Genomic DNA, 12,929 nt, shown 5'->3' with positions numbered 1-12,929 from the left:
AATGCAGATGTAATTTATGCGAACAAGCGAGCAAATCAAAGCGGAAATTGAGGATAAATTTGGGTTTTTCCCGACATTTTTTACTCCAGCCCAAGATAACCCCCAGGTTTTGGAAAATCTGTGGCAACAAACACTTGCTGCGTATGTCGGTAATCCTCTGTCGTCCCTGTTCAAAGAAAAATTTTCTGCATACCTCTCGCGATACTGTGCTGTTCCGTACTGCATGGTTTGCCACAGTTGTTCGTTGCTTAGCCTTGGGGTGAAGGCACTGGACGTGTTAGAACTGCTTGAAACACCTCCGCCAACGGAAACGGAGATCGACGAACACCTCAGAGTGCTAAATGCACATTCTGATAAATTAACCGCTATGGAAGACTGGAGTGCGGAAGTTGAAGAGAGTATTCTTAATTGTTCAATATTTACCTTTATCGCCGGAAATGACGCAGAATACTACCGAAACGAGCTGCGCCTGCTTCTGGGTTCTACCAATTACCAGCACATAGTCTCATTTGGCTGTTACGTTAAGACATGTCATGTGTGGATGGAAGCACATCCTGAAGTTGCCTATTCTTATCAAGCAGACAAGCGGGTTATTAATAATCTAGACGCATTAATAGAACAAGCGCCTGGGTTGGCTGATTTTTTCCGAGACTACCGGGAGATGGTAAGGCAAGAACAACTGAACTGGGCGATAAAGATAGCGCAAATAAACGAGCGCAAGCGGACGCAAGCCCAAATTATGCAGTTAAATGCAGATTTGCAGCGACAGACGGCGGAATTAGAAGTTGTTAATCAGGAGCTAGAAAGTTTCAGCTATTCAGTTTCCCACGATCTACGCGCACCCTTGCGTCGCATAGAAGGGTTCGCTGTGATGCTGCTGGAAGACTGCGATCAACACTTGAATACGCAGGGTAAAGAATATCTAAAGCGCATGCGTGTTTCTACTCAGCAGATGTCAAACCTGATTGAGGATCTGCTGTCGTTGGCGCGGGTGACGCGGGGCGAGATGAGGCGACAGGAAGTGGATATGAGTGCAATTGTGGGCGCGATCGCTCTAGATTTGCAAAAAACACAACCCTCACGCCAAGTGGAATTTGTTATAGCCCCAGGTATCGTTGCTAATGCAGATCGCAGACTGGTAGCGATCGCTCTAGAAAACCTTCTCGGTAATGCCTGGAAATATACAGCCAAACATCCAACCGCCCGAATAGAATTTGGCACCGTTAATTTTAGCTGGGGACAGGGAAACCCATCCGCGATCGCCAACACCCAATCCCTAATGCCCAATCCCCCTATTTATTTCGTGCGCGATGACGGTGCTGGATTTGATATGGCATATGCCGATAAACTATTTGGAACTTTCCAACGCCTGCACAAGAATACTGAATTTGAAGGTACTGGCGTAGGGCTAGCAACCGTGCAACGCATCATTCACCGTCACGGCGGGCGCATCTGGGCTAAAGCTAATGTCGAGCAAGGCGCAACATTTTATTTCACACTTTAAAACATTAATTCTTTTTACATTTTTGAAATTTTGTTGAGGCTTCATTTGTTTTATGCAGCCTGCAAAATGCTATGGCGATCGCCATAAAGCTTTTGGTAGGAAAACAATGATTTATTAGGTTTAAAAACTCCCAGTTTCTTACCTTCAGGCATTTTTTGAGTGGGGTTCTTTAAAAACCCGCTTGATTATAGAAAGCGGGTTTTTAATAATTTCCCTAAAGGTTTATAAACTTACTGGTTCTTGTCCAGCAACTACGGGGGCTGAAATATTCAACTTCAACTCTGGGTGATCCGTTTCTACTTGTTGCACGTTCCATTCATTTTTAAACAGCAACACTGGTCGTCCCCAGCTATCCTTCACCGTTATACTGTTGAACAAACGCCCAACTCTGTGCAATGCTTCCCAGCCACCAGCAACCCAACGAGCAACGCTATAAGGCAGCAATTCCAACTGAGTTTCGACGTTGTACTCATTTTGCAAGCGGAACTGCACCACCTCAAATTGCAAATTTCCTACTGCTGCCAAAATTGGGTCGCGCTTAGCATCATCGGCTGAGTACATAATTTGCACCGCACCTTCTTCTCGCAACTCAGAGACACCCTTTTGAAATTGTTTGAACTTGGAAGGGTTGGGGTTTCTCAGATAGGCAAATATTTCCGGCGAAAAGCAGGGAATGCCTTCATACTCCAGTTTCTTACCCGTATAAATAGTATCGCCAATCGCAAACACGCCAGGATTGTTCAAACCAATAACATCACCTGGATATGCATCTTCAATTGATTCGCGATCTTGGGCAAATAGTTTTTGAGGGCGCGACAAACGCACGGTTTTGCCACTACGAGCATGGTTTACAATCATATCCTTTTCAAACTTGCCAGTACAGACGCGGACGAATGCTACCCTATCGCGGTGCTTGGGGTCCATGTTTGCTTGCAGTTTGAAAACAAAACCGCTGAATTCTGGGTAAGTTGGGGGAATTTCCCCTAATGTGGAATTGTGGATACCTGGTTTGAGGGCGTAGTCGAGAAAGGCATTTAGGAATAATTCGACACCAAAGTTGGTCATGGCGCTACCAAAGAATACAGGTGTCATTTTGCCTTGGTGAACCAGTTCCAGATCTAGTTCTGAGCCAACGCCTTCTAGTAGTTCTACATCTTCTTTGAGTTGATTGAATAGGTCTCGATCCAACAACTGTTCAAGCTTGGGATCGCCTAAATCGATAACAGTATCGAGGGCTTCGCGTTTACCATGTTCGCTGCGCTCGAAGAGGTGAATTTTCTGCTGTCGGCGGTCGTAAACACCTTTAAAGCGATCGCCCATCCCTATCGGCCAGTTTACTGCATAAGTCTGCAAGCCTAGTTCCTGCTCAACCTCGTCTAGCAGTTCAAGAGGCTCGCGTCCGGGTCGGTCGAGTTTATTAACAAAAGTAAAGATAGGCAGCGATCGCATCCGACAAACCTCAAACAACTTGCGCGTTTGCGGTTCCAAACCCTTAGCCGCATCAATTAGCATCACCGCATTATCCGCAGCCGCTAGAGTGCGATAAGTATCTTCACTAAAATCTTGGTGTCCGGGAGTATCGAGCAAGTTAATCTGACAGTTGTGATATTCAAACTGCAAGACTGTCGAGGTAATGGAAATTCCCCGCTGTTGCTCCATCTCCATCCAGTCAGAAGTCGCCTTGCGCTGCGACCTGCGTGCTTTCACCGCACCAGCTTCGTGAATAGCGCCTCCGTACAGCAACAATTTCTCAGTCAGCGTCGTTTTACCTGCGTCGGGGTGAGAAATAATAGCAAAGTTGCGCCTGCGCTCAACAGCAGCTTCTAATTCAATTTCAATTGTAGGGTCTTGGACTTGTGAATCTGTAATCATGTGGATACCTATGTGGGGCTTTTACGCAAAAAAATTTAGGCGTTAACATTTATATTGGCAGAGATACACTATGACATATTTACCGCCACAACAGCCTGAAATCTCCGCAGCAAATGGGTTTGGGATGGCGATCGCCCAGATGTTCTATCTGCTTAGCCACGCTAGTCAAACACTTTTGTATAAGTTTAATCTTGGGCAACTTTTCGCGGCTGTATGAAGCAGGTGTCAATGATATCGATATCTGCAAAACTATTGATAACATAATCGCTATTGTGCTTCATCGCCTAAAAGAGTAACGGGGCCACGTTGCTATTGATGCGGTTAAACCCGTGCGGCTGCCATCATGTTTAGGATTGTCAATCAGCTATCCAAGAGGGGTAGAAAAACACGGCGAACAATTGCAATGTATTTTAGCGGCGGGGCGGCGGCGGAGTTAATAATATAGACTCCTCGAAGGTAGCGACCTGGAAGAAAAAGTAAGCTTTCTGGCTGTGCGGATGCAGAGTGCTAACCCTTAATTTTGGGTACGGGAAGCCGCTCTTAAGAGTGACCGCATCCAGGGCGATCGCGTGTTAGAGTCGAAACAACAGGAAAGATATGAGGGGGTTGAGATGTACGACACGGACAAGCGGAAGCTGTTATCGGCACTGTGTCATGGCTCGATATTTTTTAGCGCTGCGCTTGTGTCTATTGGGATACCCATTGCGATCTTGTTCGTAGCTGAAGATCCAGTTGTAAAAGAGAGTGCCAAAGAAGCCATCAACTTCCACTTCAATGTGTGGCTTTATGGGGCAATATTTGGAGTCCTGGCTTGGGTCTTAATTGGTATACCGCTGCTGGCGTTGTTGCTGTTTTTAAGTTGGGTACTGCCAATTCTGGCAATTATTCAGTCTCTGACCAATCCTGACCAGAGCTACCGCTACCCATTTATTTTTCGCCTTTTTTAGTGTCCCGCCGTTGGCAACAGTTAAATGTTTTGGCGTCGCTTCACTAGCTAGGCACAAACAAGGCAATCATATAAAAACCCGTTTTCTTAAAGAGAACGGGTTTTTTTGATGAAGCTCGAATCGAGCAGTAATCGCGTAGCAGTTCGGTCACTTGTGGTTGAAAGTAGTTGAGGTGGGATAAAAAAACTCCATCGTGCGGCGAGACGGGGAGGGCGATCGCAACACTAATCGAACGACTATGCGATCGCTTGTACATTCAACAGCCCCAAACCGCTAATATGATGATTTGACCAACTCAACTCTCCTCAAGCGAACGATGGCAGAAACCTTATTCTTCAACGCCCTCCGAGAAGCCATTGATGAAGAAATGGCTCGCGATCCCGCTGTATTCGTTCTTGGTGAAGACGTAGGTCACTATGGCGGCTCCTACAAAGTCACCAGAGACCTCTACAAAAAATATGGCGATCTGAGGGTTCTAGACACCCCTATTGCCGAAAACAGCTTTGCTGGGATGGCAGTCGGTGCCGCAATGACAGGTTTGCGCCCGATAATCGAAGGCATGAATATGGGCTTTTTGCTCCTCGCCTTCAACCAAATCTCCAACAACGCCGGGATGCTGCGCTATACCTCCGGCGGTAACTTCAAAATGCCAATGGTAATTAGGGGGCCGGGTGGTGTCGGTCGTCAGCTTGGTGCGGAACACTCCCAGCGACTAGAAGCTTACTTCCAAGCAGTTCCGGGTATTAAGATTGTTTCCTGCTCGACACCTTACAATGCCAAAGGTCTGCTCAAGTCTGCCATCCGCAACGATAACCCAGTTCTATTCTTTGAACACGTCCTCCTCTATAACTTGAAGGAAAACTTGCCAGACGAAGAATATCTAGTACCCCTAGATAAAGCTGAAATGGTACGAGAAGGCAAAGATGTCACCATTTTGACTTACTCGCGGATGCGTCACCACGTCATGCAAGCAGTGCCCAAGCTGGTTAAAGAAGGTTATGACCCAGAGGTAATTGACCTAATTTCCCTCAAGCCTCTCGATATGGAAACAATCACCGCTTCCGTAAAGAAAACCCATAAGGTGATAATTGTAGAAGAATGCATGAAAACGGGCGGAATTGGCGCAGAATTAATTGCATCTATTAATGACCGCTTGTTTGATGAACTAGATGCCCCCGTGCTGAGACTCTCTTCGCAAGATATCCCCACGCCTTACAATGGCGCTCTGGAAAGATTGACAATTGTGCAACCAGAGCAAATTGTAGAAGCAGTCGAGAAAATGGTGGCGTTGCGAGTATAAACGGATTTTAGATTTTAGATTAGGGGTGACAAGTTAAAACAAAAGAATGTGGGATTAACTTGTTACCCTTGAATCTCAAATCAAAAATCTAAAATTGAGTTATCCAAAATCTAAAATACAAAATGGGAAGACAGCAACGTGCATTATTAGCTCTAATCTTAATTCTGGTGGTCGCCTCAATTACAACGATCGCCAAAATTCCCATAAGACTGGGATTAGACCTGCAAGGCGGGTCGCAACTGACGCTTCAGGTAAAACCCACAGAGCAAGTTAAGGAAATCACCCAGCAAGATTTAGAAGATGTTCAGAAGGTAATAGAAAATCGAATTAACGGCTTGGGCGTGTCGGAAGCGCTTGTGCAAACTGTTGGCAACGATCAGCTTGTAGTGCAGTTACCCGGTGTTAATGACCCGCAACAGGCAGAACGGGTACTGGGCGGGACGGCACAATTGGATTTTCTCAAACAGAAGCCCGGTACAGAAGCTCGACTGCCGATTGAACAACAGGTGCGACAAGAAATTTTACTGAAGCAGGAGCAGTTGCTCAAGCTGGGCAACACGGAAGAACTTGCGGCTACTCGGGCGGCTCTAGAGCGGAGTAACAAAGCGATCGCCGAACTTTTTGAACGCGCTGGCTTAACTGGCACAAACCTCAAAGATGCTAGCGCCGAACCCCTTCAAACCAGCAACAGCTGGAATGTGGGCATCCGCTTTGATGAGGAGGGAGGCAAAAAATTTGCCCAGCTCACCAAAGATTTGGCGGGGACTGGTCGCAGCATTGGTATTTTTCTGGACCAAGCACTCATCAGCGCCCCCACCGTTGGACCTGAATTTGCTGAAAGTGGCATTGTCGGCGGTAATGCCGTAATTACAGGCAACTTCACTGCACAAACTGCTAACGATCTGGCTGTTCAACTGCGTGGTGGTGCCCTACCCTTCCCCGTAGAAGTTGTGGAAAACCGCACGATAGGAGCTACACTGGGGCGAGACAGCATCCAGAGCAGTATTTACGCTGGTCTTGGTGGTCTGTCGTTGGTGTTGATCTTCATGGGCGTCTACTACCGACTACCTGGCTTAATTGCCGATGTCTCCTTAGTCATCTACTCGCTGCTATGTTTCGCTGGCTTTGTTTTACTGGGCGTTACTTTAACCCTGCCAGGAATTGCGGGTTTCATCCTTAGCATCGGTATGGCGGTTGATGCCAACGTACTGATTTTTGAGCGGACTCGGGAAGAATTACAAGCAGGTAAGACTTTATATCGCTCGGTCGAGTCTGGTTTTTACCGGGCCTTCTCTAGCATTTTGGACAGTAACGTCACTACTTTGATTGCTTGTGGCGCGCTGTTTTGGCTGGGATCGGGTTTAGTAAAGGGCTTTGCCGTAACTCTGGCTCTGGGCGTTGCAGTGAGTATGTTTACTGCCATCACCTGTAGTCGTACCCTGCTGCTGTTGCTGGTGCTGGGAGTTCCAGCATTGCGTCAGAAGCCGGAACTATTTGCTCCAAATATCCCGGCGTCAGCAAGATAATAAGCAAGAGGTATTTAAGGTTGGGAGACTCGATGAATCGGCGTCTCTACAAGAACTGGTGGACGGGGAATAGGTCTGGGCGAGCAATTTTGAGTTCTAAATTAGAGAATTGACCTCAAAGCTCAAAAAGAAGCTCATACCTCTTCTTCCCAACCCCTAATTGGCGATCGCCAACCCCGTTTTTCACAATCTTAATCCCTAATCCCCAATCGCCTGCTTACAATTGCCCTACCTAGGTCAGTAAAATCATAGGGGGATAGAAATCAAGTTTTGAGTTTTGAGCAAAGATGAAATTCAGCGTTATTAAACAGCGGCGCTTGTGGTGGATTATTTCTAGTGTCGCCATTCTCAGTGGCTTGATAGCAATGGCAATTTCTTGGAGCCAGTTTGGTTCGCCACTGCGTCCCGGTCTTGATTTTGTGGGTGGTACTCGCCTACAGGTTGAACTGGATTGTTCTAAGCAGAACAACTGCGACAAGCCAATTGACACCAAAGCTGTGAGGGAAGTTTTAGACTCCAAGGGGCTAGGTAGTAGCAGTAGCATCCAAGTTCTAGGCAAAGACCAGCGCGGACTATCAATTCGGACAAAAGCATTAGATGTTGACCAACGCACCCAATTGGCAACAGACTTGTCGGCTAAAATTGGGGCTTTCGATCCTCAAAAAACTCAAATTGATACAGTAGGGCCAACCTTGGGCCGTCAGCTGTTTCAGTCTGGAATGCTGGCACTCGTACTCTCTTTCGGCGGCATCCTGCTATACCTTACCTTTCGGTTTCAGTTCGACTACGCCTTCTTCGCCTTCGTTGCCTTGTTTCACGATGTTTTGATCACCATTGGGAGTTTCTCAATATTGGGTTTGGTGCAAGGCGTCGAAGTTGATAGTTTATTCGTCGTTGCTCTTTTGACGATTATCGGTTTTTCAGTTAACGATACAGTAGTCATTTACGACCGAATTCGAGAAGTAATCCAGCTAGATCCGGATCAGCCTATAAACAAAATAGTGGATGATGCCGTCAATCAAACGCTAACGCGGTCGATTAATACAACATTAACAGTACTCCTGACCTTGCTTTCCATCTATCTATTTGGTGGAGAAACGCTGAAAAACTTTGCCCTTGCTTTAATTATTGGTTTCGCAGCTGGGGCTTATTCTAGTATCTTCATCGCCAGTACATTATTCGCATGGTGGAGACAGCGCAACGTTCAACGCAAGCCTGTTGCTGTAACAGATTCCATCCCTCCGAGTAATTAAGATTTGTGGATGGAGAATTGTTGATTTAAGGCAAAATTCATGATTCAAAACTCAAAGCTATTTGAGATTTCCCATGAGTGAAACACCAGCGACAGACCTTGATGCTAAGTTTAAAGATCAAGTGCAAAAACTATACGGCCTAACGGTTTGGGGGCGGTGGTTTGTTGTAGGAATACTTTGGATTAGCGTCGGCTCTTTGAGCCTGTGGAGCTTACGCTATCACATTAGTCTGTTGCTGGAATATTTTACTTGGGCAGCGGTGCGTTATAGCCTGATTTTCAATACGCTGCCTACTTTAGGGCTGTCTTTATGTATTGGTATGACTGTTGCTGTCTTGGTATGGCAAATTCGGAATAGTATGTTGGGGCTGCCCGCAGAAGAACAGCGACGCTTAGAGCAACAGGTACAGAGGATTCGTCAGCAGGGGCCAAGTCATCCGCTTTGGAAGCTGGTTTGTAAATCTTGACAGCAAGTGGATATTTTAAGCTGGTAAAGGAAGGGTTAGATAGCTACCATCTACCTCTAAATCAAAACTGATATGACGCCCTAGCTAAAAGTATCAGCGCGATCGCTTGATTGATTGCAAATTCCTACCGCGTTAGTTGAAAAACTCAAACTCTACAGACGGCGGCGAGTTCACAACCAACAACACTCAAGCAACCTATGTTTGTGCCTCCACACGAAGGCTTAAAACGGGGATACTGATAACACTTAAGAATGGGGATTAGGAGCAATTGGGGCGTTATTCCTATTCCCCAGCGATTGCTCTATACCCAAAAAACTCAACAATTTAACCCAGCGCAAGCTGTTGTTGAGCAGTGACTTCCGCCTGAGAAGATGCGGCGGCATAACTCGAAGGCGATCGCAATAACGCAGGTTCCTGGTATCGCGACTTTATGGGAATCTCAATCAAAAATTCTGCCCCATTACCAGGACTAGAAACACACGTCAGTTGACCGCCGTGCTTTTCGACAACAACATGGTGCGAAATCGACAAACCCAAACCCGTACCTTTGCCTACTGGTTTTGTCGTAAAGAAGGGGTCAAACAGCCGATTAAGAACATCCTCCTTAATGCCGGAGCCGTTGTCAGCAATGCGGATAAAAATGCGATCGCCGCCTTTGACACTGGTGCTAATCTTAATCGTGGGAGTTGCCATATCCGCCTGAACGGTCTCTTCTGCACTCACCCGCGCCGCACGATATTCCTCCAAAGCATCTATAGAATTGCTTAAAAGATTCATAAACACCTGATTTAGTTGCCCTGCATAGCACTCAACTAAAGGCAAATCGCCGTACTCTTTGACAACTGCGATCGCTCCTCTACTAGATGTGGCATTCAGGCGGTGTTGCAAAATCAGCAGCGTGCCATCAATGCCCTCGTGAATATTCACGCATTTCTTCTCCGCTTGGTCGTGCCGCGAAAAGTTTCGCAGCGACAACACAATCTCGCGGATGCGTTCGGCTCCTAACTTCATCGAAGATAGCAGTTTGGGCATATCAGCTAGCAGGAAATTTAGGTCGATGTCATCTATATGAGCCTGAATCTCCCCCACTGGCTGTGGATAATACTTGCCATACATCTTCAACAATTTCATCAAATCTTGTATGTAGCTACTTGCATGATCGAGATTGCAGTATATGAAACTGACAGGATTGTTAATCTCGTGAGCTACACCCGCTACCATTTGACCCAAGCTAGACATTTTTTCAGTTTGAATTAGCTGGGTTTGGGTTCGTTTTAATCTACGCAACGCTTGTTTTAGCTGTTGGGTTTGTTGCCTCAACGATGCCTCAGTTTTACGCAATGCTTCCTCAGCCTGCTGACGTTCCGCAATCTCTCGCCTGAGAAGCGCATTAGCTTTTTGTAGCTCTGCTGTACGTTCCTCCACCCGTTTTTCTAAGTCGTCGTGAGCTTGTTGCAGCGCCTCCTGTGCTTTTTTGCGCTCGGTGATGTCTCGCGTCACTGTAGCAAAGCCGCGCAGGAACCCATTATCGTCCCTTAACGAAGTAACTACGACATTTGCCCAAAACTCCGACCCGTCCTTGCGCTGGCGCAAAGTTTCGCATTCGCACCTACCCTGAGAAGCCGCTTTGTGCAAAACTTCCTCTGGCTTGCCGATCGATATCTCCTCGCTAGGAAAAAAACACGAGAAATGCTGACCGATAATTTCTTGCGCCTGATACCCGTTAATGCCCTCCGCCCCTTTATTCCAACTGATCACTCGTCCGCTGGTATCGAGCATATAAATGGCATAATCTTTCACATTCTTGACCAACAAGCGGAAGCGTTCTTCGCTTTGCCGTAGAGCCTCCTCTGCCTGTTTGCGTTCTGTGATATCGCGGGCGGCGACGTAAATCAATTGCTCTTGAGGACATATGGCTGCATTCCACAGCAGCCATTTATATGAGCCGTCTTTGCAGCGGAAACGGTTCTCATAAGAAATATTATCCCCCCCGGTGGCTAGTTCTTCTAATTTAGTAATCGTAGGTTCACGATCTTTGGGGTGGATCAATTTGATAAGCGGTTTGGCAAGCAATTCTTCACGTGTGAAGCCAAGCGCTTTTTCGCACATCGGGTTCATTTGCTTGAGATAGCCGTCAAAACCCAAGGCTAAAAATATATCCAGCGATAGGGTGAAAAACCGATTCTCAATAGCTTCGACTCCTCCACCCTCACTTATACAGATTTGTGCCACTTGATTTGCCATTTTTTTAACTACCTAGTCACAAGGGATCAACATTTTTGGGCTGTTTTAACAGTCAGATGCAGACTGAAGTGATTTAAAGTTGTAATTTTTATAGTAAGTTTATACTCGATTTATTTTTATATTAGTACTTTAACAATTATTTAGATTTTTTATGTCAAAGATAATGGTTTTGCCTTAAAATGCCGTAGAGGAGGGCTGCATTTGTCAAGGCTCAATCGCGCTCCCCTTAGTGTCTACAGGTAGTTGGTGGAGGCTATGTCTGTATTTAGTAGCGGTGTATATCTAATTACATATAAAAACATAAGGTGATGATGCGATCGCGTTGATAAGGAGCCGTTTTTTAAGTGCGATCGCATCTATCCCTCGTATGATATAAACCAAAATTAATGTAAGATTTCAACTAAAAATAATATAGCAAGAAAGAAAAATACCATTGCTTCTTATAATATTGAAAAAAGATAAAACCAAAGTTGCTATCAAGGGAAAAAATTAGTTTAAAAAATAGGTACTCGTTTCTTTGAACTGGAACTCAAATCAAAGTTTACTTTACCGCTAAAAAATAAACGAACTATCTGGTGGATATTTTGAGCCAGCGATCCCGCAACTATCTTATTTATGCTGTATTAATAAGTGTTTAGGGGAAAATAAAATTTTTCCTTTGTATAACAAAAAATATTTGTTTAGAGTGCAGGTGAAGATGGCTTATGGGTAACGCAAAGAGCGATCGCGTTGCAATATAGGGGAGCATCGCAATCCGTCCCTAGTTCGCGATCGCAAACTTTAATTATTTTTAATAATTCCGCTTCTGAGCTTCTTCAACGTATGTCTCTCTCTATCAGGCAGGTTCGCTGTTTGGCTCAGGTATCGGTTCTGCGCGTACTTTACCGTGAAAATACGCAGACATTTTATTAAGATAGCTAGGTATCCGTAATATTATCACTTTTAAACTTAAAATATAGTAGTATTGAACTGTCAAACTTAAAGCATCTATCTAAAGTATGAAAGTAAAAACTCCCTACACTGCGGCTATATTTCAAAACATGAACTCCTTTCAATTCGCTGAGGAAATCAGCCATAGTCGCGTGGATGCTGACGAAAGTAAGGAGAATTACTTAAACCATCCTACATTTGGCCTGCTTTACAGCCTGTGTCACCTTGAAGATAACCAAGAGTTATTCACTACCCTGTACGCCAAGCGTATATTTTTTGTGGCTACAAGCAGTGCTACCAAAATCAAACTTGAACCAATTAATCGTAATGATGCTCGTCTTCTAGTGGAAAGCCGTCTCCGCCATCTCAGCCGCATCAGTAAATCCCACGAGTACGACAAGCTTCAATTTGTGTATAGGCAAACGTTTTAGTGTTGCCAGTAAGTATTGTTACTTATAGCCATATCTTAATAGCACTGAGACGCGGTGGCTTAGCAGGTACTTGACGGCGCTTATCCTCCCCTCGCAAGCTAGTGACAATCCAGTTGAAGTTCTATTTTCAGGGGAGGAGGATGGTTGAGCGATCGCGATGTAGGGGAAAAGGGCGATCGCACTTAGCCTATTGGTATCAGTCTTGTAATCTCAACAACTGGGTAAACAACAACCTCACCTGCAATCTTATTTCCTACAGCTAGTAACTCCCATCGATTGCTATTAAAATGCTTTGAGCTGTTGTTCTTGGAACCTCCACCAAACTGGAGCAGTCAAAACGACGACAGCCACGATAGCCATCTATAAGCGTTTGACCAAGTTTGATAGATGTGGGGTGAGCGTCTTGTCCCTTAGTTAACAAATAAATAGTAATAATATCTGCCTTGGGATATATAA

11 protein-coding genes are annotated in these 12,929 nt (G+C 45.4%); 8 read left to right on the top strand and 3 right to left on the bottom strand.

The window, feature by feature from the left end; genetic code table 11:
• The first annotated feature begins 16 nt into the window (after positions 1 to 16).
• Positions 17 to 1,504: a sensor histidine kinase gene (locus tag H6F77_RS07655; protein WP_242021979.1), complete on the top strand. Its 1,488-nt coding sequence runs from the start codon at positions 17 to 19 to the stop codon at positions 1,502 to 1,504.
• 222 nt (positions 1,505 to 1,726) lie between these two features.
• Here H6F77_RS07655 and prfC read toward each other — a convergent pair whose 3' ends face one another.
• Positions 1,727 to 3,376: a peptide chain release factor 3 gene (gene prfC, locus H6F77_RS07650; RefSeq protein WP_190486942.1), complete on the bottom strand. Its 1,650-nt coding sequence runs from the start codon at positions 3,374 to 3,376 to the stop codon at positions 1,727 to 1,729.
• 70 nt (positions 3,377 to 3,446) lie between these two features.
• Between prfC and H6F77_RS07645 the strand changes: the two genes are divergently transcribed.
• Both H6F77_RS07645 and H6F77_RS07640 read left to right on the top strand, forming a co-directional pair.
• Positions 3,447 to 3,593: a hypothetical protein gene (locus H6F77_RS07645; RefSeq protein ID WP_190486940.1), complete on the top strand. Its 147-nt coding sequence runs from the start codon at positions 3,447 to 3,449 to the stop codon at positions 3,591 to 3,593.
• A gap of 394 nt (positions 3,594 to 3,987) precedes the next feature.
• Complete coding sequence (locus H6F77_RS07640) at positions 3,988 to 4,323, top strand: DUF4870 domain-containing protein (RefSeq protein WP_190486998.1); 336 nt, start codon at positions 3,988 to 3,990, stop codon at positions 4,321 to 4,323.
• Between the two features lie 43 nt (positions 4,324 to 4,366).
• Here the strand turns inward: H6F77_RS07640 and H6F77_RS07635 are convergent, their stop codons facing one another.
• A complete protein-coding gene (locus tag H6F77_RS07635) occupies positions 4,367 to 4,579 on the bottom strand; it encodes a hypothetical protein (RefSeq protein WP_190486938.1) in 213 nt (70 codons plus the stop codon).
• Positions 4,580 to 4,639: 60 nt separating this feature from the next.
• Here H6F77_RS07635 and H6F77_RS07630 point away from each other — a divergent pair, with 60 nt between their 5' ends.
• From H6F77_RS07630 to H6F77_RS07615, 4 genes are all read left to right on the top strand, one after another.
• Positions 4,640 to 5,623 (top strand): alpha-ketoacid dehydrogenase subunit beta, encoded by a 984-nt coding sequence (locus tag H6F77_RS07630; RefSeq protein ID WP_190486936.1) that lies wholly within the window; start codon positions 4,640 to 4,642, stop codon positions 5,621 to 5,623.
• A 122-nt stretch (positions 5,624 to 5,745) separates the two neighbouring features.
• Positions 5,746 to 7,149, top strand: coding sequence for a protein translocase subunit SecD (gene secD, locus H6F77_RS07625; RefSeq protein WP_190486934.1), 1,404 nt, complete (start codon positions 5,746 to 5,748; stop codon positions 7,147 to 7,149).
• Positions 7,150 to 7,436: 287 nt separating this feature from the next.
• On the top strand, positions 7,437 to 8,402 hold the full coding sequence (secF, locus tag H6F77_RS07620; RefSeq protein WP_190486932.1) for a protein translocase subunit SecF: 966 nt from the start codon (positions 7,437 to 7,439) through the stop codon (positions 8,400 to 8,402).
• Positions 8,403 to 8,475: 73 nt separating this feature from the next.
• Positions 8,476 to 8,868, top strand: a complete 393-nt coding sequence (locus H6F77_RS07615) for a hypothetical protein (protein WP_190486930.1) — start codon at positions 8,476 to 8,478, stop codon at positions 8,866 to 8,868.
• Between the two features lie 324 nt (positions 8,869 to 9,192).
• On the opposite strand, the gene H6F77_RS07610 is transcribed toward H6F77_RS07615, so the two are convergent.
• The gene (locus tag H6F77_RS07610; protein WP_190486928.1) at positions 9,193 to 11,112 is read right to left on the bottom strand and encodes a PAS domain-containing sensor histidine kinase; all 1,920 of its coding nucleotides are present in this window, start codon (positions 11,110 to 11,112) and stop codon (positions 9,193 to 9,195) included.
• A gap of 998 nt (positions 11,113 to 12,110) precedes the next feature.
• Between H6F77_RS07610 and H6F77_RS07605 the strand changes: the two genes are divergently transcribed.
• On the top strand, positions 12,111 to 12,473 hold the full coding sequence (locus tag H6F77_RS07605; RefSeq protein ID WP_309228814.1) for a PipX family protein: 363 nt from the start codon (positions 12,111 to 12,113) through the stop codon (positions 12,471 to 12,473).
• Positions 12,474 to 12,929: the final 456 nt, after the last annotated feature.

This window comes from Microcoleus sp. FACHB-831, assembly GCF_014695585.1.
Taxonomy (GTDB): domain Bacteria; phylum Cyanobacteriota; class Cyanobacteriia; order Cyanobacteriales; family FACHB-T130; genus FACHB-831.
This window is presented reverse-complemented; position numbering and strand designations above follow the sequence as displayed.

Coding starts and splice junctions, on each gene's coding strand:
- H6F77_RS07655 (WP_242021979.1), top strand. CDS start 17: ATGCGAACAAGCGAGCAAATCAAAGCGGAAATTGAGGATAAATTTGGG.
- prfC (WP_190486942.1), bottom strand. CDS start 3,376: ATGATTACAGATTCACAAGTCCAAGACCCTACAATTGAAATTGAATTA.
- H6F77_RS07645 (WP_190486940.1), top strand. CDS start 3,447: ATGACATATTTACCGCCACAACAGCCTGAAATCTCCGCAGCAAATGGG.
- H6F77_RS07640 (WP_190486998.1), top strand. CDS start 3,988: ATGTACGACACGGACAAGCGGAAGCTGTTATCGGCACTGTGTCATGGC.
- H6F77_RS07635 (WP_190486938.1), bottom strand. CDS start 4,579: ATGTACAAGCGATCGCATAGTCGTTCGATTAGTGTTGCGATCGCCCTC.
- H6F77_RS07630 (WP_190486936.1), top strand. CDS start 4,640: ATGGCAGAAACCTTATTCTTCAACGCCCTCCGAGAAGCCATTGATGAA.
- secD (WP_190486934.1), top strand. CDS start 5,746: ATGGGAAGACAGCAACGTGCATTATTAGCTCTAATCTTAATTCTGGTG.
- secF (WP_190486932.1), top strand. CDS start 7,437: ATGAAATTCAGCGTTATTAAACAGCGGCGCTTGTGGTGGATTATTTCT.
- H6F77_RS07615 (WP_190486930.1), top strand. CDS start 8,476: ATGAGTGAAACACCAGCGACAGACCTTGATGCTAAGTTTAAAGATCAA.
- H6F77_RS07610 (WP_190486928.1), bottom strand. CDS start 11,112: ATGGCAAATCAAGTGGCACAAATCTGTATAAGTGAGGGTGGAGGAGTC.
- H6F77_RS07605 (WP_309228814.1), top strand. CDS start 12,111: ATGAAAGTAAAAACTCCCTACACTGCGGCTATATTTCAAAACATGAAC.